This is a genomic window from Herminiimonas fonticola, from assembly GCF_040395855.1.
Classification (GTDB): domain Bacteria; phylum Pseudomonadota; class Gammaproteobacteria; order Burkholderiales; family Burkholderiaceae_D; genus Oxalicibacterium; species Oxalicibacterium fonticola_A.
The window spans coordinates 1-25,587 of record NZ_JBEBPO010000028.1; the positions used below are offsets into that span (position 1 = coordinate 1).

General features: G+C 53.9%; 25 protein-coding genes and 1 tRNA gene. 13 read left to right on the forward strand and 13 right to left on the reverse strand.

Features of this window, described 5'->3' with window-relative positions:
• Window positions 1-68 precede the first annotated feature (68 nt).
• The 6 genes from ABWP27_RS05790 to mutL all read right to left on the reverse strand — a co-directional run bounded on the left by ABWP27_RS05790 (window position 69) and on the right by mutL (window position 6,235).
• A complete protein-coding gene (locus ABWP27_RS05790) occupies window positions 69-434 on the reverse strand; it encodes a hypothetical protein (RefSeq protein WP_353154609.1) in 366 nt (121 codons plus the stop codon).
• Between the two features lie 336 nt (window positions 435-770).
• Window positions 771-2,114, reverse strand: coding sequence for an NADP-specific glutamate dehydrogenase (gene gdhA, locus ABWP27_RS05795; protein ID WP_353154612.1), 1,344 nt, complete (start codon window positions 2,112-2,114; stop codon window positions 771-773).
• Between the two features lie 252 nt (window positions 2,115-2,366).
• On the reverse strand, window positions 2,367-2,810 hold the full coding sequence (locus ABWP27_RS05800) for a universal stress protein (RefSeq protein WP_353154615.1): 444 nt from the start codon (window positions 2,808-2,810) through the stop codon (window positions 2,367-2,369).
• A gap of 342 nt (window positions 2,811-3,152) precedes the next feature.
• A tRNA-Met gene (locus tag ABWP27_RS05805) sits at window positions 3,153-3,229 on the reverse strand.
• Between the two features lie 159 nt (window positions 3,230-3,388).
• Window positions 3,389-4,345, reverse strand: coding sequence for a tRNA (adenosine(37)-N6)-dimethylallyltransferase MiaA (miaA, locus tag ABWP27_RS05810; RefSeq protein ID WP_353154618.1), 957 nt, complete (start codon window positions 4,343-4,345; stop codon window positions 3,389-3,391).
• Between the two features lie 51 nt (window positions 4,346-4,396).
• Window positions 4,397-6,235, reverse strand: coding sequence for a DNA mismatch repair endonuclease MutL (gene mutL, locus ABWP27_RS05815; protein ID WP_353154621.1), 1,839 nt, complete (start codon window positions 6,233-6,235; stop codon window positions 4,397-4,399).
• A 122-nt stretch (window positions 6,236-6,357) separates the two neighbouring features.
• Here mutL and ABWP27_RS05820 point away from each other — a divergent pair, with 122 nt between their 5' ends.
• On the forward strand, window positions 6,358-6,999 hold the full coding sequence (locus tag ABWP27_RS05820; protein WP_353154624.1) for a VTT domain-containing protein: 642 nt from the start codon (window positions 6,358-6,360) through the stop codon (window positions 6,997-6,999).
• 36 nt (window positions 7,000-7,035) lie between these two features.
• Here ABWP27_RS05820 and ABWP27_RS05825 read toward each other — a convergent pair whose 3' ends face one another.
• From ABWP27_RS05825 to ABWP27_RS05845, 5 genes are all read right to left on the reverse strand, one after another.
• Window positions 7,036-8,334 carry an N-acetylmuramoyl-L-alanine amidase gene (locus tag ABWP27_RS05825; RefSeq protein WP_353154627.1) on the reverse strand — a complete coding sequence of 433 codons (1,299 nt, stop codon included), beginning with the start codon at window positions 8,332-8,334 and terminating at the stop codon, window positions 7,036-7,038.
• Window positions 8,298-8,783, reverse strand: a complete 486-nt coding sequence (gene tsaE / locus ABWP27_RS05830; protein ID WP_353154630.1) for a tRNA (adenosine(37)-N6)-threonylcarbamoyltransferase complex ATPase subunit type 1 TsaE — start codon at window positions 8,781-8,783, stop codon at window positions 8,298-8,300. The genes ABWP27_RS05825 and tsaE overlap by 37 nt, the downstream gene beginning before the upstream one ends.
• A 105-nt stretch (window positions 8,784-8,888) precedes the next feature.
• Window positions 8,889-9,779 (reverse strand): AEC family transporter, encoded by an 891-nt coding sequence (locus tag ABWP27_RS05835; RefSeq protein WP_353154633.1) that lies wholly within the window; start codon window positions 9,777-9,779, stop codon window positions 8,889-8,891.
• 106 nt (window positions 9,780-9,885) lie between these two features.
• Window positions 9,886-10,476, reverse strand: a complete 591-nt coding sequence (locus tag ABWP27_RS05840; protein WP_353154636.1) for a response regulator transcription factor — start codon at window positions 10,474-10,476, stop codon at window positions 9,886-9,888.
• 133 nt (window positions 10,477-10,609) lie between these two features.
• Window positions 10,610-12,646: a sensor histidine kinase gene (locus ABWP27_RS05845; protein ID WP_353154639.1), complete on the reverse strand. Its 2,037-nt coding sequence runs from the start codon at window positions 12,644-12,646 to the stop codon at window positions 10,610-10,612.
• A gap of 209 nt (window positions 12,647-12,855) precedes the next feature.
• On the opposite strand from ABWP27_RS05845, the gene ABWP27_RS05850 reads away from it, so the two are divergent.
• From ABWP27_RS05850 to ABWP27_RS05880, 7 genes are all read left to right on the forward strand, one after another.
• Window positions 12,856-13,875 carry a DctP family TRAP transporter solute-binding subunit gene (locus tag ABWP27_RS05850; protein WP_353154642.1) on the forward strand — a complete coding sequence of 340 codons (1,020 nt, stop codon included), beginning with the start codon at window positions 12,856-12,858 and terminating at the stop codon, window positions 13,873-13,875.
• Between the two features lie 360 nt (window positions 13,876-14,235).
• Window positions 14,236-15,213, forward strand: a complete 978-nt coding sequence (locus ABWP27_RS05855; protein WP_353154644.1) for a tripartite tricarboxylate transporter substrate binding protein BugD — start codon at window positions 14,236-14,238, stop codon at window positions 15,211-15,213.
• A gap of 182 nt (window positions 15,214-15,395) precedes the next feature.
• Entirely contained in the window at window positions 15,396-15,857 is a 462-nt protein-coding gene (locus tag ABWP27_RS05860) for a tripartite tricarboxylate transporter TctB family protein (protein WP_353154647.1), read from the forward strand.
• 13 nt (window positions 15,858-15,870) lie between these two features.
• Window positions 15,871-17,373: a tripartite tricarboxylate transporter permease gene (locus tag ABWP27_RS05865; protein WP_353154650.1), complete on the forward strand. Its 1,503-nt coding sequence runs from the start codon at window positions 15,871-15,873 to the stop codon at window positions 17,371-17,373.
• Between the two features lie 529 nt (window positions 17,374-17,902).
• Window positions 17,903-18,400 (forward strand): methylated-DNA--[protein]-cysteine S-methyltransferase, encoded by a 498-nt coding sequence (locus tag ABWP27_RS05870; protein WP_353154653.1) that lies wholly within the window; start codon window positions 17,903-17,905, stop codon window positions 18,398-18,400.
• On the forward strand, window positions 18,400-19,341 hold the full coding sequence (gene xerD / locus ABWP27_RS05875; protein ID WP_353154656.1) for a site-specific tyrosine recombinase XerD: 942 nt from the start codon (window positions 18,400-18,402) through the stop codon (window positions 19,339-19,341). The genes ABWP27_RS05870 and xerD overlap by 1 nt, the downstream gene beginning before the upstream one ends.
• 258 nt (window positions 19,342-19,599) lie before the next feature.
• Window positions 19,600-19,785 (forward strand): hypothetical protein, encoded by a 186-nt coding sequence (locus ABWP27_RS05880; protein WP_353154659.1) that lies wholly within the window; start codon window positions 19,600-19,602, stop codon window positions 19,783-19,785.
• 29 nt (window positions 19,786-19,814) lie between these two features.
• Here the strand turns inward: ABWP27_RS05880 and ABWP27_RS05885 are convergent, their stop codons facing one another.
• On the reverse strand, window positions 19,815-20,828 hold the full coding sequence (locus ABWP27_RS05885) for an endonuclease/exonuclease/phosphatase family protein (protein WP_353154662.1): 1,014 nt from the start codon (window positions 20,826-20,828) through the stop codon (window positions 19,815-19,817).
• A 35-nt stretch (window positions 20,829-20,863) separates the two neighbouring features.
• On the opposite strand from ABWP27_RS05885, the gene ybaK reads away from it, so the two are divergent.
• From ybaK to bluB, 3 genes are all read left to right on the forward strand, one after another.
• Window positions 20,864-21,355, forward strand: a complete 492-nt coding sequence (gene ybaK, locus ABWP27_RS05890; RefSeq protein ID WP_353154664.1) for a Cys-tRNA(Pro) deacylase — start codon at window positions 20,864-20,866, stop codon at window positions 21,353-21,355.
• A gap of 93 nt (window positions 21,356-21,448) precedes the next feature.
• Window positions 21,449-22,054 carry a glycerol-3-phosphate 1-O-acyltransferase PlsY gene (gene plsY, locus ABWP27_RS05895; RefSeq protein ID WP_353154667.1) on the forward strand — a complete coding sequence of 202 codons (606 nt, stop codon included), beginning with the start codon at window positions 21,449-21,451 and terminating at the stop codon, window positions 22,052-22,054.
• Between the two features lie 200 nt (window positions 22,055-22,254).
• Window positions 22,255-22,917 (forward strand): 5,6-dimethylbenzimidazole synthase, encoded by a 663-nt coding sequence (gene bluB / locus ABWP27_RS05900; RefSeq protein WP_353154676.1) that lies wholly within the window; start codon window positions 22,255-22,257, stop codon window positions 22,915-22,917.
• A gap of 29 nt (window positions 22,918-22,946) precedes the next feature.
• Here the strand turns inward: bluB and tsaD are convergent, their stop codons facing one another.
• Window positions 22,947-23,975, reverse strand: coding sequence for a tRNA (adenosine(37)-N6)-threonylcarbamoyltransferase complex transferase subunit TsaD (tsaD, locus tag ABWP27_RS05905; RefSeq protein WP_353154670.1), 1,029 nt, complete (start codon window positions 23,973-23,975; stop codon window positions 22,947-22,949).
• 149 nt (window positions 23,976-24,124) lie between these two features.
• Between tsaD and ABWP27_RS05910 the strand changes: the two genes are divergently transcribed.
• Window positions 24,125-24,760 carry an ANTAR domain-containing response regulator gene (locus ABWP27_RS05910; RefSeq protein ID WP_353154673.1) on the forward strand — a complete coding sequence of 212 codons (636 nt, stop codon included), beginning with the start codon at window positions 24,125-24,127 and terminating at the stop codon, window positions 24,758-24,760.
• A 339-nt stretch (window positions 24,761-25,099) separates the two neighbouring features.
• On the forward strand, window positions 25,100-25,587 hold a 488-nt coding region (locus ABWP27_RS05915; RefSeq protein WP_353154679.1), incomplete at its 3' end, for a CmpA/NrtA family ABC transporter substrate-binding protein.

The window sequence follows — 25,587 nt, forward strand, 5'->3', positions numbered from 1 at the left end:
TTCATCTGGCAACCGAAGGTCTTGATGTATATCTTTTTCTGCATGGGGTGAGGGGTGTGGAGAGTTACTTACTTAAATTTGGATGCAGGCGCTGGTAACAGAACTGGCTGTGGCAATGGTTTTGGCGGAGTCTTCTGCGCCTCGTCTGCCGTTAAAATCCAGATGCGATCGATGTCGCCGTTGCCATCTTCCGTGTAATTCACGGCAAACTGGCTGCCGCGCAAGGCGGCCGGCATCTCGATCATATTGTCCTGATTCCAGATGCGCGCACCGGCTGACAATGTGCGTGTTTTATCGTTGATGACGACAACAGGATAATTGGCCGGTGTCATCACGCCGCGTTTGGCCTCTGCTGGAAAGGGGCGCTCGAAAGCATGCGCAGACAGGCTGGCGAGAGCAAGTGCACAACTGATCAGCAAAGTTCCTATGCGCATGGCAGGCTTCCGTTCCAGGTAAATGAGATGTCGCGATACAGCAGAATGATAGTTTCGGGCGATGTGTTGCTTGGCGCAAGGCGGGCTTGCCTGTACGGCGGCAGGAGCCGATCGGGCGTTACGGCTTATTCCTCTCGGCCAGCGCAGGTGCAATCATAACATGTGGTGCTGCAGGTCGAGAGCGAGCCGGATGGCGGGATGCCGATGGGGAGCGAGGAAATGTGTGTCGTGAAACGAGGAGGAAACCGGCTTATTGCGAGCCGCGGGATGTGCAGCCCATATAAACAAAGCCGGAATATCCGGCTTTGTTTGTTTTATGCCATTTGTTGCAAGTGCTTAAATGACGCCTTGCGCCAGCATTGCGTCGGCAACTTTAACGAAGCCGGCCACATTGGCGCCATTGACGTAGCTCACGGTGCCGTCAGCGCGACGACCGTGACGCAGGCAGGCGTCGTGGATGTTGCACATGATCGCATGCAGGCGTGCATCGACTTCATCGCGCGACCAGGAGAGACGCATCGCGTTCTGGCCCATTTCCAGGCCCGAAGTTGCCACGCCGCCGGCGTTGCTGGCCTTGCCAGGTGCATACAGAACGCCGCTGCTTTCAAAAATGCGTACGGCTTCTATCGTGGTTGGCATGTTCGCGCCTTCAGCCACGCAGATCACGCCGTTCTTGACCAGTGTATTGGCCGCATCGACGTCCAGTTCATTTTGTGTTGCGCAAGGCAGCGCGACATCAACCGGAACGTGCCACGGACTCATGCCGGCGTGGAACTCCGTTCCTGTGCGTTGCGCGTAATCGCTGACGCGGCCGTACAGATGGTTTTTCACTTCCATCAGGATCGCCAGTTTTTCCGGTGTGAAACCGTCATTGTCGACGATGGTGCCGCTGGAGTCGGATACTGTGACCACTTTCGCGCCCAGTGACATCGCTTTTTCAACTGCAAATTGTGCAACGTTGCCGGAACCGGAAACGCTGACGCGCATGCCGTCGAAGCTGAGGCCTTTTTGCTTGAGCATTTGCTCGGCAAAATAGACGGTGCCGTAACCGGTTGCTTCCGGACGCATCAGCGAACCGCCGAAGCTCAAGCCCTTGCCGGTAAATACGCAGTCGGCACGATTGCTGAGTTTTTTCATCATGCCGGCCATGAAGCCGACTTCACGTCCGCCCACGCCGATGTCGCCAGCCGGTACGTCGGTGTCGGAACCGATATGACGGAACAATTCGCTGGTGAATGCCTGGCAGAAGCGCATGACTTCACCCGGGCTCTTGCCTTTTGGATCGAAGTCGGCACCACCTTTGCCGCCGCCCATAGGCAGTGTAGTCAGCGCGTTCTTGAAGGTCTGCTCGAAGGCGAGGAATTTCAGAATCGACAGATTGACTGATGGATGGAAGCGGATGCCGCCTTTGTAAGGGCCGATAGCCGAATTTTGCTGAATGCGATAACCACGATTGACTTGCACGTCGCCATGATCGTTAACCCAGGAAACACGGAACATGATGGTGCGTTCCGGTTCAACCAGGCGATCCAGCAAGCCGTGTTCGGCGTAATGAGGATTCTGTTCAATGAAAGGCCACAGACTTTCCATCACTTCCGTGACCGCTTGCAAAAACTCGGGTTGGCCGGGATTGCGGTCAGCTACATGAGTCAGAAAATGATGGAGAGTAGGGTATTTCATGATTTGCCTTAAATCAGTGCGAAAAAAAGAGAGGACGGCATTGTTGCATCAAATTCGACTTTTTTCCATTTTTTGCGCACCTTTTTGCGGCAATTCGAGTGTTTTTCTCGTTAAAAAAGTGGGAGATAATCCAAAATGGTGCAATTCAGGCATGTTGCAGCGCAAGAAAAACAGGATGGCGAGTGCCGGACAAAAATGACATGAATCATGCGCGGCACGACCATTGTTTACTGCGTATGCCAGGATCGCTTGTTAGCGGAAGACCAGTACAGGAATGGTCGAATGCGCCAATACCTTTTGCGTTTCGCTGCCGACAAACAGTTTGTTCAAGCCCTTGCGTCCATGCGATGCCATGAAAATGACATCGCATGCGGATGATTCTGCCGTCCGCACGATTTCTTCATACGGACTGAAAGACAGCGCAACTGCGGTCTTGCATGTTACGCCTTGGGCGCGGGCAAGCGCCGCCGCCTTGTCAACATTATGCTGTGCGATTTCCTGGGCTTTCTCGTCGTAGGCAACCGAGTCCATCGGAAATACGCCTGCTCCCTCAACCAGTGCCGAGTACACATAAGGCTCTGCAACGCAGAGCGTGACGAGTTCGCCGCCCATGGCCTTGGCAAATTCTATGGCGGCATTGATGGCTTTGTCGGATAGAGGGGAGCCGTCTGTTGGTACGAGGATTTTTTTGAACATGGTTTTCTCCGGTGGTTGGAAAACGCTACTGCCCATCAACGATATATTCACAGGCATCTGATTGCTCTGATCCAGATCAAAAAAACAGCGAAGTTGGCTACGCCAGCTCTGTCTTTGATATTTGATGTGGACAAGAAATGCGGGTGAGGCGTGTGAACCATCTTAAATGAAAACAAGGTGCCTGCACCATGTTGTCCAAAGTTAAGGAAAGTAAAAAGCCGGGCCAGATGTGTGGTGTGTGGGCGATGCGTGCAATGCAGATGCCACAGATGCAAACTGTGCGGAACAACAAAAAACCCGCGCTCTCGTGAGAGGAACGCGGGTTTATGCATTTCTTGTTCTTGGTGGTGATAGGTGGATTTGAACCACCGACCCCAGCATTATGAGTGCTGTGCTCTAACCAACTGAGCTATATCACCAAACAGCCGAAAATTATGACGTTTTCGATGAGCTAAGTCAATATCAAATTGCTGATCCGGAGCAGATATTGCATGCGCCTACTGATTTTTGGTGTGAAAGATGGTGGATGAAACATTGTGCAAGTTGCAATCAACTTGTCTTTTTGCCGATCACTGACGCTATTGTTGGACTTTGCCTGCACTGACTATCTTGCGCAAAATACTGTCGGCAACGTCGGGCGCGAGGCAATCGATTACCTGCCGTTCCGGCATGCTGCGCAACCAGGTCAATTGCCGCTTTGCCAGTTGGCGTGTGGCGGCGATGCCTTTTTCGCGCAATTCTGCCAAGCCGTATGCGCCATCCAGATATTCCCAGCTCTGGCGATAACCGACGCAGCGCATGGATGGCAGGCCGGGGTGCAGGTCGCCGCGTGCGCGCAGGGTTCGTACTTCATCGAGCAAGCCGCCGTCTTTTAACATCGCATCGAAGCGAGTGGCAATGCGCGCGTGCAAGACGCTGCGCTCGGATGGCTCCAGCGCAATCGGCAGTACGTTAAATGGCAATTCGCTTTTGGGTGCCTGCGCCAGCAATGCGGACATCGGCTGCCCGGTCAGGGCGATGATTTCCAGTGCGCGTTGTATCCGTTGCGCATCGTTTGGTTTCAGGCGTGCAGCGGTGATAGCGTCCAGCTTTGCCAGCTTCGCATGCATGGCAGGCGAACCTATCAGCGCGGCCTCGGCATCCAGTTCTGCGCGTAGTGCCGCATCGGCTTGCGGTAGCGCATCGAGACCGTCTTTCAAGCTCTTGAAGTACAGCATGGTGCCGCCGACCAGCAGCGGCAGTTTGCCGCGTGCGCTGATTTCTGCAACCAGGCGTAGCGCATCCTGGCGGAATTGCATCACCGAATACGCATCGAGCGGATCGAGGATGTCGATCAGATGGTGCGGCACGCTGGCGCGCTCTTCATCGGTCGGCTTTGCGGTGCCTATATTCATCTCGCGATACACGAGGGCGGAATCGACTGAAATGATTTCCGACGGAATCTGTGCGGCGATGGCGAGCGCTGCGGCGGTTTTGCCGGAGGCGGTCGGTCCCATGATGGAAACGGCCAGCGGTTTTGCGGATGGATTGCTCATGTGCGTGCTGCCGACTGGAAGTGCATGTGCATATAGAGATAGCGTCGCACGTCAGCGTCCGCGCTCGAACAGTTTGTCCAGATCGGACAGGCCAAGTTGCACCCAGGTTGGACGACCATGATTGCACTGGTCGGCGCGTTCGGTGGCTTCCATCTGGCGCAGCAGCGCATTCATCTCCGGTACAGTCAGCATACGGTTGGCGCGTACTGCGGTATGACAGGCCAGCGTGCCGAGCAACTCATTGCGGCGTTCAAGCAGCACACGCGAGCCGCCGAATTCGCGCACGTCGCGCAATACATCGCGCGCCAGCGTTTGTGCATCGGCATTTTTCAGCAGTGCAGGAACGGCGCGTACTGCAAGGGTGGTTGGCGATAGCGCGGCGATATCGAAACCCAGGGTATGCAGGATGTCCTGGTTATCTTCCGCAGTGCCGACTTCCATGCCATCGGCGTAGAAGGTGATCGGGATCAGCAGCGGTTGTACCTGCACTTCATTTTCGTCGAGCGCATGTTTCAGTTGTTCATACAGAATGCGTTCGTGCGCGGCATGCATATCGACCAGCGCCAGGCCCTTGGTGTTTTGCGCGAGGATGAAAATGCCGTGCAACTGCGCCAATGCAAAGCCGAGCGGGAATTCATCGTCCGGCAGCGTGTGCGCACCATTGCCGCTTGCGGCATGCAGTGATGGCACAGTACTGTTGCTGTCGTTGGATGCCGGGCCGTTGGCGAACAGGGCGCCGTAATTTGCTGCGCTTTGCGCCACCCCATATCCTGAGTTGAACTGCGGCGCAAACGAACTTTGCTGTTGTTCGCGCAACCACGGCATTGCACCGGACGGCGCCGGTGTCGGTGCAGGTGCGGCACCAAAGGCAGTCGCCGAAGTTTGCGCCAGCGCACGGCTGACAGCGTGGAACACGAATTGATGTACGGCGCGGCTATCGCGGAAGCGGACTTCTATTTTCGACGGATGTACATTCACATCGACCAGTGCAGGGTCGAGTTCCAGGCTGATCACATACGATGGATAACGGTCGCCGTGCAATACATCCTGATACGCGGAACGTACTGCATGCGTGAGCAATTTGTCGCGCACGAAACGGCCATTGACGTAAAAATATTGCGCATCTGCGCGCGCCTTGGATGCAGTCGGCAAGCCGATAAAACCGTGCAGGCGCAAGGGGCCGGCGGCCTCTTCCAAGGATAGGCGCGCAGCAGAAAATTCATTGCCGAGGATATGCGCGCTGCGCTTGGCGATATCGTTGACCGTCCAGTGATCGATGGTCTTGCCGTTATGCGTGAGCGAAAATGCGACATCGGGACGCGACAGGGCAATGCGGCGCACAACTTCTGCGCAATGGCCGAATTCGGTCTGCTCGGTTTTCAAAAACTTGCGGCGCGCCGGCGTGTTGAAATACAGATCCTGCACATCGACCGTGGTGCCGGCTGCGCCGGAAGAGGGCGCGACGGTACTTTTCTGATCAAGGCCTTGTACGCCACTGATTTCCCATGCATGTGCAGCGTCGGCAGTGCGCGAGGTCAAGGTGAGTTGCGCTACCGATGCAATCGATGCCAGCGCTTCACCGCGAAAACCCAGCGTGGCGACATTTTCCAATTCAGTCAGCGAATTGATTTTCGAGGTTGCATGACGAGCAAGTGCCAGCGGTAATTGTTCTGGTGCGATGCCTCGACCGTTATCGGTGATGGCGATCCGTTTGACGCCGCCCTGTTCCAGCCGCACGCTGATGTGCGTGGCGCCGGCATCCAGCGCGTTTTCCAGTAATTCCTTGACGACGGCAGAGGGACGTTCGACGACCTCGCCGGCGGCGATTTGCGAAATGAGCTGGTCGGAGAGTGCTTGTATCGGTCGGGCCGATTGGGGAGATGCGTGCATCTGTCGATTATAACGTTGCCAGCGTGCGATCGACAGTGAACCGGCGATCGATCTGACAGTCTTTCTGCATGGGCAGCGCGCATGCAGCGTGGTGTATCATGCTGCCGCTAACAAGGAAAATTATGGATTTCATGCAGTTTTTCGACATGATTTTGCATGTCGACAAGTATCTCGGAACATTTATCGCGCAATATGGCGCACTGATTTATCTGGTGTTGTTTGCGATTATTTTTTGTGAAACCGGTTTGGTCGTCTTTCCATTTTTGCCAGGTGACACCCTGCTTTTCATCGCCGGTGCATTTTGCGCCTCCGGCAGCATGAATCTCTGGTTGCTGCTGAGTTTGCTGATTGCTGCTGCGATTCTGGGTAATACGGTGAATTACTGGATAGGACAGCGAATAGGCGAAAAAGTATTCACACACGATTATCGCTGGCTGGATAGGGCGGCGCTGCAAAAGACGCATGCCTTCTATGAAAATCACGGTGGAAAAACGCTGATCCTGGCGCGTTTCCTGCCCATCGTGCGCACCTTTGCTCCCTTCGTTGCCGGCGTATCGAAAATGACTTTTGTGCGCTTCCAGTTTTTCAACGTTACCGGTGCGGTTTTGTGGGTGGCGCTGTTAGTCGTCGGCGGTTACCTGTTCGGCAATATCCCGATTATTCGCGATCACCTGAATACCATTGTGCTGGTAGGTGTGGGTGCGGCTGCGATTCCGGTTGCGCTAGGCGCATTGTGGAAGCTGGCGCAACGATTCAGGCAGTAAAAAACTTCGCGTCATTTTTCGCCGCCCCCGCCGGAATTACATCATCCGGCCTTTTGCCAGCGGCGGATTTTTTGCAAAATACTTCCGTATGCCTTGCGAAACAGCATCCGCCATCCGGTCCTGATAGGCGTCATCGTTTAATCGGGCTTCTTCTGCCGGATTGGAAATGAACGCCGTTTCGATCAGGATGCTCGGAATATCGGGCGCCTTCAATACGGCAAAACCCGCCTGTTCCACTGCACCCTTGTGCAGGCGATTGATGCCGCCGATTTCGTTCAATACGGCCTTGCCCAGCTTCAGGCTGTCGTTGATTTGCGCGGTGGTCGAGAGATCGAGCAGCACGCTGGCCAGCTGCTTGTCGTGATTCTTGATATTCGCGCCGCCTATCAGATCGGCGGCATTTTCCTTGTTGGCGAGCCAGCGTGCAGCGGTCGAGCTGGCGCCTTTTTCCGATAATGCAAATACCGATGAGCCGTTAGCCGTCGGCTGTACAAATGCGTCGGCGTGTATCGAGACGAACAGATCGGCCTGCACCTTGCGCGCCTTTTGTACGCGTACATGCAGGGGTACAAAATAATCGCCGTCGCGGGTCAGCATGACGCGCATATTCGGGTGCTGTTCGAGTTTGGCCTTGAGTCGCTTGGCGATCGCCAGCACGATGTTTTTTTCGTAGCTGCCGCCGCGTCCCACTGCGCCCGGATCTTCGCCGCCGTGGCCGGGGTCCAGTGCAATCGTCAGCATGCGGTTCACTTGCGGTGCGCGATCCGTCTTGGGTTCGGCATACGGTGGTTTGATTTCAGCTACCGGCGGCGGCATTGCATCCGCCGGTGCGTCAATCGACCACTGCCCTTTTTCTATCAGCGCCGCGATCGGGTCAGGCGGATTGACCGGATACAGATCGAATACCAGCCGGTGCTGATATTCGCCTACCGGCGCCAGCGTAAATACCTGTGGATTGACTTCTTCCTTCAGATCGAACACCAGCCGCACTACATTCGGCCGATTCTGGCCGACACGTACCTGCTTGATGTAGGGATCGTTGGACTGGATCTTGGCGACCAGGCTTTTCAAGGTCGGGCTCAGTTCCAGGCCTTCGACATCGACGACCAGGCGCTCGGGATTCTTGATGATGAAATGGCTGGTCTTCAGGTTTGCATCGTTTTCCAGTGTGACGCGCGTGTACTCGTCAGCCGGCCAGACACGCACGGCGAGAATTTGCGCTGCCAGCGACAGCGGGGAAAATAGCGAAATCAGTAGCGTGCCACCCGCTTTGAGAACGGTGCGGCGCACTTTGGCCTTCACAGATTTGGAGCGAATTTCAGTCGGTTCAGACATTCAACACCTTGTTCGGACAACGGCTGCAATTCTACATCACGTCCTTCGCCTGCAACGGCTAGAGAAATACTCAGGTCAGGCGGAGGCAACACTGCTTCTGCTTTTTCCGGCCATTCGACGACGCAAATTGTTTGATGGTTAAAGTATTCGCGGAAGCCGGCATCGAGAAATTCCTCGGCGCTTGCCATCCGGTATAAATCGAAATGGATCACATTGACGGTTTGCCCGGCCAGCGTGATCGCATACGGTTCAGCCAATGTGTAGGTCGGACTTTTTACATGGCCTTCATGGCCGAGCGCATGCAGCATGGCACGGGTCAACGCGGTTTTGCCGGCGCCCAGATCGCCATGCAGATAAATCGTCAGGCCCGGCTGCAGTGCGCGTGCGAGTGCGGCGCCGAGTGCAATGGTGCCGGCTTCTTCATGCAGGTGAAGGGTCAGAGCTTGCATAGGTTACGAATACTTATTTAAATTCAGTAGGCTACCGACTGTACGATGACATTGCCACGGCAGAGTTCATTTTCTTTGACGACGTAGCAGCGCGGCATATCTGGCTTATTGCAGCAGCGCCAGCCACAGCGGCAGGGTCGCCATTGAAATCAGTGTGCCGGCCGAGATCAAAAACGCGACAAAGGGGCCGTTGCCGCCCATGCGCACCGCCAGCACATAACAGCTTGATGCGGTTGGCAGCGCAGCAAACATTACGGCTATCTGCAAATGCAGCGGCGACAAGCCGACCCATATTCCCAATGCATAGGTAATCGCCGGTACGGCAAATAATTTGACGGCCAGAAAATAAGTGGCGATACCTTTCGATGCGTGCAAGCCGGTCAGGCGCAATCCTGCGCCAACCATGATCAGACCGAGTGCGATCGATGCATTGCCCAGGCGCGACAGGAAAGCGCTGGCCAGATCCGGCAACTGAAAGCCGAGCAGGTTGAATATGACGCCGCTCATGGTTGCCATCAGCAGCGGATTTTTCAATAGCTCAAACAGCAGACGCCCCTTGTTTTTTACCAGTGCGTGCACCGCTGCCATGTTGCAGATGGGGACCGCAAAACCGATCACCAATCCCATCAGGGAAGTACCCTGATCTCCGCCCAGCCGGCTGGCAATTGCCAGCGCGATATATGAATTGAAGCGGAAGGCAGTTTGCACGCCCGATTCAAAAATCATCGGCCCTGTCTTGAATAGCGGCTTGGCCAGCCAGCCGAGAGCGACTCCGGTCAGGCAAGCGGAAATGGCAATCTGCAGAAACTGCCCGGTCGCGGCGAAATTGATAGGCGAACGGGCGGTAGAGTAAAACAGTAGTGCGGGAAACAGGACGTAATAAATCAGCTTTTCCATTCCGGCCCAGAAGTCTTTGCCCCATTGCGTGACGCGAAACAGAATCGCGCCGAACAGAATCAGCATGAAATCAGGAAGCAGGATGTTGACGATATGCATGATGTTCAGCGATGGGCTGCGGTACAAGACCGGAGCAGGAAACAGATAGCGTATGGAACCAGGGTGCGGACAGGAATGCGATGCGGCAGTGCCGCATGCACGGATTTTACTTCAACAGGCGCGCCAGTTCGACTGCCGTCTTGACGTTCATCTTGTCGAAAATATGTGCGCGATGTACTTCCACTGTGCGCATGCTGATGCCCAGCTTGTCGGCGATCACCTTGTTCATTTTGCCTTCGAGGATCAGATCCAGCACTTCGCGTTCGCGTAGCGACAATGCCGCCAGACGCGTGTGTATCGCAGCGCTGGCAGATGCCTGTTCCGACGCCGACAGCGCTTCCTGCACGCGATCCATCAACTTGTTGTCGTTGAACGGTTTCTCAAAAAAATCGAAGGCGCCGCGCTTCAGGGTATCCACCGCCATAGGCACGTCGCCATGGCCGGTAAGGAAAATGACCGGGAATAGTTGCGTCATGCTGCGCGAAGAAAGCAGATCGAACAGCGCAATGCCGCTGACGTCGGGCATGCGCACGTCCAGCAATACGCATTGTCCCTGCGGAGTGGCGCGCGAGATGTTGTCCAGCGTGGCCAGAAATGCCTTGCCGCTGTCATAAGCGACGGCCGGAATGCCGCGCGATTTCGCCAGCCACATCAGCGAGTCGCGGATTACTTCTTCATCGTCAATAATGTGCAGCATGGAATGTCCTGTCAGCCTGCAAGGGCGCGTAATCAATAAAGCGCAATAAGCCCGTATTCAATGGGCCATCATGCATCGCGCCGGATTCGATTGTTCAGCGCAATGCAATATACATATCAAAACGTCATGGTTGTCATGCGCGATCTGCACGCATTGTCGTGGCGATCAAATTATTTTGCAACGCCGGCAGCGAAAAACGGAAAATCGTACCGCCGTCGGGATTATCCACATGCGTGAGCGTACCACCGTGGAATTCAATCGCCGTGCGACAGATGCTCAAGCCCATCCCCATGCCGTCCGCCTTGGTGGAAAAGAACGGTGAGTACAGCCGCTCGGCTACATCCTGTGGAATACCGTGACCCTGATCGCTGATGGATACGACTACATTACGCGGCGCGGCCGGATCGATGGCGGCGGCGATGCGCAATACCCGTTTTTCCGGCGCTACGCTCTGCATGGATTCGATACCGTTGCGCGTCAGATTCAGTAATACCTGTTCCAGCAGCACCTGATCGGCCAATACGGCCGGCAAGGTGGCGGGAATGTCGACCTTGATGGAGACAAAATATTGCTGCGCCTGCAGTTCGACCAGCGGCATCACGCTGCCTATCAGTTCGGAAATGCTGATGGCAGTGCGCATCGGTTCGCGTTTTTTGACGAAGGTGTGCACGCTGCGGATGATCTGGCCGGCACGTTGTGCCTGCGCATTGGCTTTTTCCAGTGCGTGCGTCAGCATCTCGATATTGATTTTCGCCTCTTGCGGCTGCTCGCTTGTCAGCAAATTCAAGGCGCCGGTGGTGTAGCTGGAAATCGCCGCCAGCGGCTGGTTCAATTCGTGTGCCAGCGTCGAGGCGATTTCACCCATCGTCGCCAGACGTGCGCTGGCTTGCAGTTTTTCCTGTTGCTGGCGGTTCAGGTCTTCCACGCGCTTGCGGTCGGAAATATCGAGGATGGAACCCATCCAGCCGGTTTGCTTGCCGGTATCGTCGACCAGCGGCGATTCAAAAATCAGCACCGGGATACGGCGACCGTCGGCATGCTGGAAAACGGTTTCAAATCCCTGCGGCGTGACAGTGCCGGCGACGACTTGCGAAAAGCGTCGCTGATATTCGCCCATTGCTTCCGGCGCCCAGTAGGGCATGGGCGGCAGGTGACCGACGATCTCTTCTGCAGCGATTCCCACCATCTGCGAAAAAGCCGGATTGACGTAACTCACGCGGCCGTCCAGGTCGCGTGCGCGCAAACCGGTGATCAGCGAATTTTCCATTGCCGTACGAAACGCGATCTGCTCGCGCAGGGCGGTTTCCGCTGCGAGCCGGCGATTGATGTCGCGCCACAATGCGGTCAAGGCCCATGTGAGTCCGAGCGCCAGCAGGATGACAGTATCGACCAGCAGACTGGGCAACAGCTTGGGCGCACTCTTCGTGCTGTTGGTACTCAGCTGCAAGGACACGCCCGCCAGATTGAGTGCCCGCCTGTGCGTGTACACACCGCGGCCGGCGCCGCCTGAAGCACGCTTGTGAATGATCGTGTCGTTGATGTCGGTCAGCGCAATTTCATTATCCTGTGCGAACCACCACGGCACCATGTCGTCCAGAATGCTGGAGGCCAGATAGCTGGCGACGATGCTGCCGGTGTATTTGTTGTCGATAAACAGCGGCACGTGATAGTCGAACATGACAGGTCCGCTGATATCCGGCGCCGGCTGGCTATACATGGGGGTTTGCGTTGCGCGCGCACGTTCATCCGCTCTTTTCGATGGTGCCGACAGCTCGTTTTTTGTGATCAGGGTTTCATCGGTTGATGTGATCAGCTTGCCGTTTGCATCGAGCTGGATGATGCGATGGATTTCATGATTGTTGCGTATCAGATTGGCCATGCGCTCTTGCAGGCGGGTGCCGCTGAGATAGCCGGTAATGACTTCTGACGCCATCAGGTTCAGGCTTTCTTCATTGCGCTGGAGCTGGAAGCGGATGGTCTGCTCGACCCACAGGGAATCGGCAATCAATTGTTCCTGACGTTCGCTGGCTTCCTGCTGCTTTTCGTGCAGCGGCAACCAGATCAGGGTGGTCAGGAACAAGCCTGCCAGCATCAGCGGAATGAGCCAGCGCCATGCCTGTTTGCGGCTGGGGAAGCCGAAGCTGGCGGCGCGGGATGGGTTTGATATCATAAATAGCTAATAAAAAATCCGTCTGTCAAAATACTGGAGGCGGATTTTCGTGAATCGTTAATGTAATGATGTGGCATGCTAACAAGGCTGCGGTTTCACCAGACAGCCTGCTTGTTCCTGCCTTGTGGTGCGGTTATCCACACTTGCGGGAAATTGAATGACTGCGCATAGTAACGCCAAAATTAAAATCGTAATTTCTCGACTGCGCAATGAAAATAGCAATAAAAGTACATTTGTTTTTGCTCGCCCTGGCATTGTCGACGGCAGGCACAATTGTATCTGCGCAAACGACAACTGTAATCAAATTCAGCCATGTTGCCGGCAGCGATACCCCCAAGGGACGTGCCGCATTGCGTTTCAAGGAATTGCTGGAGGAAAGCAGCCGGAATCGCATCCGTGTCGATGTCTATCCAAATAATCAACTGTACAAAGAGTCGGATGAGTTGGAAGCGCTGCAGTTGGGTGCAGTGCAGATGGTTGCGCCTTCGCTGGCCAAGCTGGCTCAATTCGGTGTGCAGGATTTTGAAGTATTCGATTTGCCGTATCTGTTTGCCAACAAGGATGCCGTTGCACGGGTGACCGAGGGAACCTTAGGCAAGGCACTGCTGAAAAGGCTGGATTCCAAAGGCATGGTCGGACTGGCATATTGGGATAATGGCTTCAAGATCATCTCGGCCAACAAGCCGCTGAAGATGCCCGCCGATTTTGTCGGCATGAAGTTGCGGGTACATTCTTCGCCGGTGCTGGAAATACAGATGAGAGCCCTGGGTGCGATTCCGCAGATCATGGATGCGAACGAAGTGTATTTTGCATTGCGCAGTGGCGTCATTGATGGCCTGGAAAGCACGCCGCTCAGCTTTTACGCTCGAAAACTCTATGACGTGCAAAGCCATATAACGGTATCGAATCATGGTTATCTGGGCAGCGCGGTCATCGTCAACAAGAAATTCTGGGATGGTTTGCCCTTCGATCAGCGCAAGCTGATTGATGATGCAATGCATGCAGCAACTTCTTACGGTAACACTCTGGCCGTACAGGAAAATGAAGCTGCGCTCGAATTGATCAGAAAAACCAGAAAAACGACAATTCACGTGTTGAGCGACAAGGAAAATGCCGCCTGGCATCAGGCCTTGTTGCCTGTACGCAAAGACCTTGAAGAGAGAATTGGCAAGGCGGTCGTGATGACGGTTGCCAAGGAAGCCGATGGGCGACGTGTAGTCGGGCGTTGATGCATCCGGCTTGCATATATCGGATTCTTTGTGTCTGACCGTAGCCGATAATTTTTCCTTCTTGTCCTGTTTTTGCAATTTGCTCCCACCATCAATTAATCTTCCTTGCGGCGATTGGATAAAATCGTTTAGTCTTGTGCGCGCAAGGCTGGTGAAAGGTTTGCTCATTAAGATGCGCCTTCCAGCCTGCGGAAATAGCCAGTAGTCAATAAGGGGATGCGGCAAACAGGACATATTTCGTCAAATGGGCCGGTATCTCTTTTTTTGTGGTTTTGATAGGATGTGCGGGCAATAGGATTGCAAGTACGTGCACATCGATTGTAGTTTTTACAATAATTATTAAATCAGGAGACGAATTACATGAGCAATAAATTTCTGAAAACAGTTATCGGGCTTGCCTTGTGCGCCAGCTCATTCGCCTACGCTGATGCACCTTACCCAAACAAAACCATCACGATGGTAGTACCGTTTGCGGCCGGTGGACCGACTGATACGGTAGCGCGCCTGGTTGCACAATCCATGACAGGGACGCTGAAACAAACCGTTATTGTTGAAAACGTTGGCGGTGCGGGCGGCACGATAGGCGCAGCGCGCGTTGCAAAATCGGCACCGGACGGCTATACCGTATTTTTGCATCACATCGGCCAATCGACTGCACCTACGCTGTACCGCAAGCTGAGCTATAACGCGGTTGACGATTTTGAGCCTATTGGCTTGATCACTGACGTTCCGATGACTTTCATCGCACGCGGCGATTTTCCTGCCAAGGATTTCAAGGAATTCGTGGCGTATGTAAAAGCCAACAAGAATAAGGTGACTTATGCCAATGCAGGTGTTGGCTCAGCCTCCCATTTGTGCGGCATGTTGTTCATGACGGCGATTGATACGGAATTGACTACCGTGCCTTACAAAGGCACCGGCCCTGCGATGAATGATTTGCTCGGCGGTCAGGTCGATTTCATGTGCGATCAAACCACCAATACAACCAGCCAGATCAAGGGCGGTAAAGTCAAGGCTTATGCCGTGACAACCAAAACACGCGTTCCTTCGCTGCCAAACATTCCTACTGCAGCAGAAGCAGGTTTGCCTGGTTTCGAAGTGGCAGTCTGGCATGGCCTGTATGCGCCAAAAGGTACACCTAAGCCAGTGATCGAAAAGCTGGAAGGTGCATTGCAAATTGCACTGAAGGATGCAACAGTCAAACAGCGTTTTTCCGATCTGGGCACCGAACCGGTGAGCAATGATCGTGCGACGCCTGAAGCTCTGCGCGCATTCCTGAAAGCGGAAATTGCGAAGTGGGCGCCTATCATCAAGAAGGCTGGCGTTTACGCGGATTAATCACCGCTCGTAACGTTGTGAAATGATGGATGTAATCAATGACGAGGTGCGCAGGCATCTCGTCATTTTGAATATGGGCCGACAATTTAGTGGCAGTTTGAGTTTGACGTAACAGTCTGTATTTACCCGACATCTGAAAATCAGTGTGTCGAGTCATCAAGTTTCAATAGAAGGGGAACACCTTGCCATCATTTATTCGACATCCCAAGGATTTCTGGACCGGGATTATTTTTCTGTGCATCGGTCTGGCCGCGATTATTATCGGTCGCGATTACACGATGGGTACTGCCGGCAAAATGGGTCCGGCCTATTTTCCGACTATCCTGGGCGGTTTACTCGCATTGATCGGTTTGGTGGCTGCGGTGCGTTCTTTTTTCATTGAGGGTGAGCCGATTGGTAAATTCGCTGTCAAGGAGCTGATCCTGATTCTGACTGGCGTTTTGCTGTTTGGTTTTACGATACGTGGCGGCGGCCTGGTGCTGGCAGTTTTCTGCATCATTCTGTTCAGCGCGTTCGCCAGCACCAAATTCAAATGGACGCATGGGGTCGCACTGGCGGCCGGGATGACGTTATTTGCAGTGGTGGTTTTCGTCAAATTGCTCGGCTTGCCGATTGCGATTTTTGGCCCATGGTTCGGCGGTTGAGAAGGTACTGATAATGGAATTATTCGCTAATTTGGGACTGGGATTCGAGACTGCCTTGACCCTGCAGAATTTGATGTACTGCTTGATCGGGGTTTTTCTGGGTACCGCCGTGGGCGTCCTGCCTGGCCTTGGCCCGGTTGCCACGATTGCCATGCTGTTGCCGGCAACGTTCGCGTTGCCGCCGATTGCGGCGTTGATCATGCTGGCCGGTATTTATTACGGTGCGCAATACGGCGGCTCTACTACTGCGATTCTGGTGAATCTGCCGGGAGAGTCATCCTCGGTGGTGACGGCAATTGACGGCTACCAGATGGCGCGACAGGGCAATGCCGGTAAAGCGCTGGCAACGGCTGCGATCGGTTCGTTCTTTGCCGGTACCGTGGCGACCATTTTGCTTGCGCTGTTTGCACCGCCGCTGGCCGAGCTGGCCTTGAAATTCGGTCCGGCCGAATATTTCTCCCTGATGGTGCTGGGCCTGGTGGCGTCGGTGGTGCTGGCCAGCGGTTCGCTGCTCAATGCAATCGGTATGGTGATTCTCGGCTTGCTGCTGGGTCTGGTTGGTTCGGACGTGAACTCCGGCGCAGCTCGCTACACGTTTGATCTACCTGAGCTGGCAGATGGCATCAATTTTGTGATCGTCGCCATGGGTATGTTCGGTATCGGTGAAATCGTTCGCAACCTGGAGCATGAAGAATCGCGTACGCTGGTCATGAAAAAGGTTTCCGGTCTGATGCTGACCAAGGACGACATGAAACGCATCATCGCGCCTATCCTGCGCGGGACTGTGCTCGGCTCTGCACTGGGCATTCTGCCCGGCGGCGGCGCCATGCTGGCGTCGTTTTCAGCGTACTCGATAGAAAAGAAGGTCTCGAAGAATTCGGCGCAGTTTGGCAAGGGTGCCATCGAAGGCGTGGCGGCACCGGAGGCTGCCAATAATGCCGGTGCGCAAACCTCGTTTATCCCGATGCTGACTTTGGGCATTCCATCGAACCCGGTGATGGCGCTGATGATAGGTGCGATGATCATTCAGGGTATTCAGCCTGGTCCTGCAGTGATGACTGAGCAGCCGACGCTGTTCTGGGGACTGATTGCCTCGATGTGGATAGGTAACTTCTTCCTGATTGTGTTGAATTTGCCGATGATCGGTTTGTGGGTGCGCATGATTACTGTGCCTTACCATCACCTGTTCCCGGCCATTTTGATGTTCTGCGCAATTGGTGTCTTCAGTTTGAACAACAGTGATTTCGATGTTTATCTGATGGCCCTATTCGGATTGTTCGGTTATATTTGCGCCAAGCTCGATGCTGAGCCGGCTCCGATGTTGCTGGGTTTTATCATCGGCCCGATGATGGAAGAATATCTGCGCCGCGCCTTGCTGTTGTCGCGTAGCGATCCGATGGTGTTCTTGAACCGTCCGATCAGCGCCACGATGTTGGCTCTTGCCGCGCTGGCATTGATTGCCGTACTCTTGCCGGCATTGCGCAAAAAACGTGAGGAAGCATTCAAAGAAGAATAAAGGCCTGGTACGCTGCTTTCTGTCAGGGTTGGCGGCAATACCACCAGTGGGCCGAGGAGACTTGTGTTTCACAGAAGCTGTTGATGGTTGCATAATCAAACGGCCGGAAATGCGAAAGTAAAATTCAAGGCGTGTCGCAAGACACGCCTTTTTTATTAGGTACCTCATGTGAGGTATTACTGCGCAGTATGTGCATGATTAAAAGTGTGTCTTTTGCTATTTTTCTAGGTAACGATTCATTGCGGATAAGTGCTTGATTTCCCGTAAATTGATTTTTATAATGAGTCCGGCTTTGCTGCCCTGATCTGCGATAGTGCGCAGTGTTCAGCGCCATGGAATGGTTGTGGGGGAGCATACATACACACGGCATTGATGTCGGGTTAGCAGGGGAGACCTGTATCAATAAAAACTGCAATAGCACAGCTATATGCGGTTTGGGGTACAGCAGCAGTATTTGAGGGCGCATCGCGAGATGCGCCTTTTTTGTTTTATGCTCTGTATTTGTATAAATGTCTTTAGGCTGCATGCAATGAAACAGACTTCTTCCTCTTCCCTGTTTTCCGCCATCGTTGAAGCATCGTTCGGTGCGATTGGCATACGCACAGAAGACCGCCTTGTGCGCGAGCTGGTGTATCTGCCTGCAAGTTTTCACGGCAAGGATGCGATTGACCCGATTGCGGAAAAAGCAGCAGTGCAGGTTGAGCGCTATCTGAGCGATCCCGATTTTCAATTCAATTTGCCGCTGGCGCCGCTGGGTACGCCTTTTCAGCACAAGGTATGGGCAGCGATTAGCGAGATTCCGCGTGGCAAGGTGCTTACCTATGGCGATATTGCACGGCGCGTGCAATCTGCGCCGCGTGCGGTAGGGCAGGCGTGCGGCGCCAACTGGTTTCCGCTGGTGATTCCGTGTCATCGCGTTACTGCGGCAACAGGGCTGGGCGGTTTTTCGCATCATGATGATGAAACCGGATTCCATGTCGGTGTGAAACGCTGGTTGCTTGCGCACGAAAAAGTCGCAGGCTATTAATGGGCAGAGCGATCAACAAGGTGACGAAGGTTGCGACGAATACCGATGTCTTGCCCAGTCAGGCGCAGATCGACGAATTTTGCGATACCTTGTGGCTGGAAGACGGACTGGCAAAGAATTCGCTTGAAGCATATCGCCGCGATTTGCGCCTGTTTGCTGTCTGGCTGCAAGTCGAACGCGGCAAGACCTTGCTGGCTGCACATGCAGACGATGTGAATGCATACTTCTTTGCACGCCATGAAGTCACCAAGGCAACCTCATCCAATCGCCGGCTTGCCGTGCTCAAGCGCTTTTACCAATTGGCTCTGCGGCAAAACAGGATAAGCGACGATCCTTGTCTGAAAATGCGTTCAGCCAAACAGCCACCGCGCATACCGAAAACACTGTCGGAAGCGCAGGTGGAGGCATTGCTGGCCGCGCCGGATGTGTCGACGCCGCTGGGTTTGCGCGATCGCACGATGCTGGAATTGATGTATGCCAGCGGCTTGCGGGTCACGGAGCTGGTATTGCTGAAATCGATAGAAGTCGGGATGAATGAGGGCGTTTTGCGCATCACCGGCAAAGGCGGAAAGACGCGTCTGGTGCCGTTTGGCGAGGAAGCGCGAGCGTGGATAGAGCGTTATCTGAAAGAAGCGCGTCCGCTGATTCTGGATGGGCAGATCGATGATGCGCTGTTTGTCACGGCGCGTGGCGCGGCGATGACGCGGCAGATGTTCTGGACGCTGATCAAGAAACATGCGGCGGCGGCTGAAATCAATGCGCCGTTATCGCCGCATACGTTGCGCCACGCTTTCGCCACCCATTTGCTGAACCATGGTGCCGATTTGCGGGTGGTGCAAATGCTGCTCGGTCATTCCGATATCTCGACAACGCAAATTTATACGCACGTCGCGCGGGAACGCCTGAAGCGCCTGCATCAGATGCATCACCCACGAGGCTAAATTATTCTGTTTCTACGACTGAAACTATTTTTGTTGCGTAGAAGCATGAAAATACCTGGAATTGTCAGTTTTTACCTGATCTTGGATGATGTTTGCATGCTGTTGCAGAAAGCAAATTCCGTCTGTTTTCAGACGCGAAGAATGGCGGCATGCTAGCATTCGTTCCATTGATGGTGCGTGAGCGCGGCAAGGATACTGAGAGTCGCGAGCGTATCCATCTTCCATCTTAAACAGAACACCTACCCAAAGAGTGATCCCTTGGCCAAACCTAATTTTCAATACGAAAAGCGTCAAAAAGAACTGGAAAAGAAAAGAAAAAAAGAAGAGAAGTTGAAGCGCAAACTCGAAAAAGGAAATTCGCCTGACGATGGCGCCGAAGCGTCTGAAGTCGATGCGGATGAAGCGGATGCGAATGACGCCGATCCTGATCCTGCTGCAACTTAACGCTTTTTGATTTTCAGTTACTGCTCGACTCAGGCCAGCGGCTCATCCGGCACGTCGGAAGACGTTGCGCCGGTCAGGGATTTTCCATGCAAGAGTATGCGAGCCAGTACCAGACCATGATCTGAAGCGTGCGGCTGCTTGAATGTCATGTGGTCATTCAGGTACATTACTTCCGCTACTTCGCCTATCGCCGCGCGCGATGCCGGATTGAATTCTTCAGAAACCAGTATGTGATCGATCGTTTCATAGCTGCCATCGTGCACATGCGTGTAGCCGACGTCGCGCAAGGCATCACGGCGTGACTGGATGCGATAACCATCAAACAGCCTGTCGTCGATGCCGTTCAGCGGATATTTCCCCAGGCCCATCACCATTTGCGTCGGAATCGCGCTGGCGACATCGTTGAAGTCGCCCATGACAATAATCGGCAGGCGTTTTTCCTTGTTCACATTGGCCAGCAGCGTGCGCAAACCTAGCGCATCGGTGCCGCGCCGGATCAGTGAGCGCAACATGGCGATGCCGGTTTGATCCGGATGGTCGTCGTTGCTATCGTTGCGATAATCCGGCAGCTTGGATTTCAGATGGCAGACAAATACATGGATCAGCAAGTCGGGTGTAATTTCAATGGTTGCGTGCAGTACCGGTCGCGTGAAGCGGTTGACCGGATGATGCACGCCAGGCAAGGCGATGCTTAGATTGTTCGGCAATTCCGTGAAAATCGCTGCGCCGGAGACTACCGGCAGACGCGATATCAAGGCGACGCTGGGTGTCAGATGATCGGCCAGCGGGTCTGGATCGAAGCCGATCAGTTGTGCATCGCGATAATGTTGTGTTTTGGCCAGCACGTCTTTCAAGGCGGCTTGAGAAAAGATTTCCTGCAGCCCGATGACGTCGGCATCGAGCCGGTCCAGCTGCTGTGCGATCCAGTTGATTTTGGCGCCGTATTCTTCACTTGAATACGGAATCTGGTCGTCATAGTATTTCATGCCCGGCAAGGCAAGATTACAGACATTGAAGCTTGCAAAGCGAAGTTCTTGTTGCATAATGTGCTCCAATTTTTAAGATGAGCGTAACACGCATGGCAAAAAAAGAGCATATTTCCGAAACGCCTGCGACACAGTTTTTACGTCGCAAAGGCATTGCCTTTTCCGAACATCCTTACGATTATGAAGAGCATGGCGGCACCACGGTTTCCGCGCACAAGCTGGGTGTCGATGAACATCATGTCGTCAAGACTCTGGTCATGCAGGATGAGGCAGCCAAACCACTGATTGTGCTGATGCATGGCGATCGCAAGGTGTCGACCAAGAACCTGGCGCGGCAGATAGGCTGCAAATCGGTGGAGCCGTGCAAGCCGGAAGTGGCGAACCGGCATTCCGGATTCTTGATCGGCGGCACCTCGCCATTTGGTACACGCAAGACGATGCCGGTGTATGTCGAGCAGAGTATTCTCGATCTGGAAAAGATATATATCAACGGCGGGCGACGCGGTTATCTGATTGGCATTGCGCCGCAAGTGTTGACGCAGGCATTATCGGCAACGGCAGTGCAGTGTGCACTGGAAGAATAAAGAATCAATTGAGCGCGCCGTTTTGCAAGCAAGAATGTAAAACTGTAAAGCGTGCGGGTAAAAACATAATAAAAAATATAATCAAGGGTTGATATGAATACAGTTTTTTTTGCAATTGGTGCTTACCTGATCGGTTCGATTTCATTTGCCGTGGTTGTCAGCAAATGTTTTCGGCTGGCCGACCCGCGCAGCTACGGCTCGAAAAATCCGGGCGCAACCAACGTGCTGCGCAGCGGGAATAAAAAAGCGGCGATATTGACCTTGCTCGGCGATTGCGTGAAAGGTTTTGTCGCCGTCTGGCTGGTCAAATACTTCGGTCCGGATTACGGTGTGCAGGAAAGCGGCGTAGCGCTGGTAGCGATTGCAGTGTTCCTCGGTCATCTGTGGCCGGTATTTTTCCGTTTCGTCGGCGGAAAAGGTGTGGCGACTGCCTTGGGCATATTATTGGCTATAAATGGCTGGCTCGGCCTGGCCACCCTGGTTACCTGGCTGGTGATTGCGTATGCCTTCCGCTACTCCTCGTTTGCCGCGCTGATCGCCAGCATCTTTGCGCCTTTCTATTACGCCTTGCTGTTTGGCCCCGACGTGATTCTGCTGGCGGTAGTGGCGATGAGTGCTTTGCTGATTTACCGGCACGGCAAGAATATCGGGAATTTGTTGGCTGGCAAGGAAACCAGAATCGGCAGCAAGAAAAAATAAAGCGCTTTACCTGATCATTCAAACGCAGCTGACTTTGCGATTTGAGTGATCTCTGTCGCCATATCCGTGCGCGGCAAAGTCGATAGCTATATACATATCAGGTTTGCGGCGACCGAATGTCGTCGGGTTTGCAAATTCGATCAGCAGATTTACCGTCCATCCATGATCGCTGGATAAATCCAAATGTCATGCGGCTCACTATGAACCCAAACAAATTTTCAGCATCAGAAATTGGAACCATCTACGACGTGATGCGTGCGCGTCGCGATATGCGGCATTTTATTCCTGGGCAACTGGAAGATGGTCAGTTGGAACGTTTCATTCAGGCGGCGCATATGGGGCCCAGTGTCGGTCTGATGCAGCCATGGCGTTTCATCCGTATCAGCGATATGGGATTACGACTATCCATACAGGAACATGTTGAGCAGGAAAGGATTGCTACCGCTGATGCATTGGGTGAGCGCTCCAGCGAATTCATGCGACTTAAAGTGGAGGGAATTCTATCCTGCGCGGAAGTGCTGGTAGTTGGTTTGATCGATCAGCGCGAGAGGTTTGTATTTGGACGTCGTACCATGCCTGAGATGGATCTGGCTTCTGCATCATGCGCGATACAGAATATGTGGCTGGCTGCGCGTGCTGAAGGGATCGGTATGGGCTGGGTATCCTTGTTTGATCCGGCGAGATTGCGTGAAATATGTCAGATGCCTGGCGGCAGTCAACCGATTGCCATTCTGTGTCTGGGGCAGGTAAAAGAATTTTATCCTGCACCTATGCTGGAAATTGAGGCTTGGGATAAGCGAAAAGCGCTGGGCGAGATTTATTATGAAAACGTCTGGGCCGCTGAAAAACCTCTTTCGGAATAGATGCGGAGCCGCACAGCGTCAGTCACGCTTTAAATTTCGCGAATACTGTCCAGTGGCCAGCGCGGCTTGACGTTAAAGCTGTAATCTTTTTTCGCCGCATCAGGATTGATCTGCAGACGCATCGCTCCGGCGAATGCAATCATCGCACCGTTGTCGGTGCAAAATTCCAGTTCCGGATAAAACACCTTGAAGTGCTTTTTCGCTGCCGCTGCGTTCAGCGATTCGCGCAGTTGATTATTGGCACCTACGCCGCCGGCAATCACCAATCGTTTCAACCCGGTGTGTTTGAGCGCGGTGACGCATTTCGCTGTTAATACTTCTACGATGGCATCGACGAAGGCACGTGCGATGTTGGCCTTGTCTTGCTCACAGATATTGGTGGTCTGATTTTTGACGACAGTCAGTACTGCGGTTTTCAATCCGGAAAAACTGAAATCCAGATTCTTCGAGTGCAGCATGGGGCGCGGCAATTTGTAGGCTGTCGGATCGCCGAACTCGGCCATGCGTGAAATAGCAGGGCCGCCCGGGTAACCGAGGCCGAGCAGTTTCGCAGATTTATCGAATGCTTCGCCGGCGGCATCGTCCAGCGTTTCACCCAGCATCGTGTACTGTCCGACGCCATCGACGCGCATCAATTGCGTATGGCCGCCGGAGACCAGCAAGGCGATGAAGGGAAATTCCGGCGGTTCACTGGCCAGCAGGGGTGACAGTAAATGCCCTTCCAGATGGTGGATGCCGAGTACCGGCTTATCCAATGCCAGTCCCAAGCCGCATGCAACCGAAGCGCCGACCAGCAATGCGCCCGCGAGGCCGGGGCCTTGCGTATAGGCGATGGCATCAATCGCATTGTGGGCGACGCCGCTGTTTGCAAAAACCTGTTCCAGCAATGGAATGGCGCGGCGTATGTGATCGCGCGAGGCCAGCTCTGGCACCACACCGCCGTATTCTTCATGCATTTTTACCTGCGAATAAAGCGCGTGCGCAAGCAAGCCGCGTTGCGTGTCGTACAACGCGAGGCCAGTTTCATCGCAGGAGGATTCGATACCGAGAACAAGCATGGAGTAAAGGTGCGGAAAAAATGCAGTGTGTGGTGTGATTCTTGCGTGGATTGTAGCTTATTCCAGTACAAGACCGTATCACTTGCTTTGAGAGTGTTGCAATGATTGAAACTCCAAAACCCGACTCTGCTTCTAATTCACGTCCTGACATGCGATCCGATGTTCGCTCGCTACGCATAGTCGTTGTCAATACCGTCATGCCGCCCGAAGGTGAGCAGGATGAAAATGCCTGGATGCAGGCGGAGCGATCGCGCGCGCTGCGTATCGGCTTGCTCGAAGCAGGCTACAACATCATCGCGGTGTTTCCTGCCGATATGCATTTGCCTGATCGTGTTGCGCAACTGCAGCCAGACATGATCATCATCGATGCCGATTCCGATTCGCGCGATGTGCTGGAACATGTCGTGATGGCGACGCGTGAGGCGCGGCGGCCTATCGTATTGTTTACAGAGGATCATGCGACCTCCAGCATGGAAGCCGCAATGGCGGCTGGCGTATCGGCGTATGTGGTGGCGGGCTTGCAATCCGAACGTATCAAGCCGGTGCTGGACGTGGCTCTGGCGCGTTTCAATGCCGAACAAAAATTGCGTACCGAGTTATCCGACACCAAACTCAAACTGGCGGAGCGCAAGACGATAGAACGCGCCAAGGGTTTGCTGATGGAGCGGCATAGAATTTCCGAGGATGAGGCTTATTCAAAACTGCGTCGCATGGCAATGGACAAGAATCTGAAGTTGTCCGAGCTGGCGCAGAGGGTATTGGATGTGGCTGACTTATTGGGTTAATTCGCGGGTTGATGATCGACTTGATTGCCGGGCTGAAGATTGCGTTGTGTTATTGCACTAAATAAATGCGCCGCACGAAAAAAGAGCGATAGTTGCTTATCAAGCGCACCTCATCTTCGCCAAATCATCGAATAAGCGCTGGCACACCAATTGCTAAAGTGTAGCTAGCACCAACGAAGGTGCCAGAAATTAAAACTGTGCTGGCCAATGATGGCCGGAATGGTTCAGGACAAGGACGTCCGTGTCGCAAGAGCGTTGCTCTTGCTGACCGGGCGTCCTTTTTTTTTGTTGCGAAATCCCTTGAGGAAAACCATGACAACGAACGACAGGAAATTCAATATGACACGGCGTACAGTCTTGAAGGCAGGCACGGCACTGAGCGCATCGGCCTTCGGTGGATTGGCAACGCAAGGCGTATGGGCGGCAGGTTCCGACAAGCCGGAAAAAGAAGAAGTCAAAGTCGGTTTCATTCCCTTGACGGATTGCGCATCGGTAGTCATGGCCTCGGTCATGGGTTTCGATAAAAAATACGGCATCAAGATTGTTCCAACCAAGGAATCATCGTGGGCAGGCGTGCGCGACAAATTGGTCAATGGCGAGCTGGATGCGGCGCACGTTTTATACGGGCTAGTGTACGGCGTGCATGAAGGCATAGGCGGCGCGAAGAAGGATATGGCGGTGTTGATGAACCTGAACAACAACGGTCAGGCGATCACGCTGTCGAAAAAACTGGCAGATGCTGGCGCAGTGAATGGTCCAGGTCTGGCCAAGTTGATGCAGATGGAAAAACGCGAATACACATTCGCGCAAACCTTCCCTACCGGTAC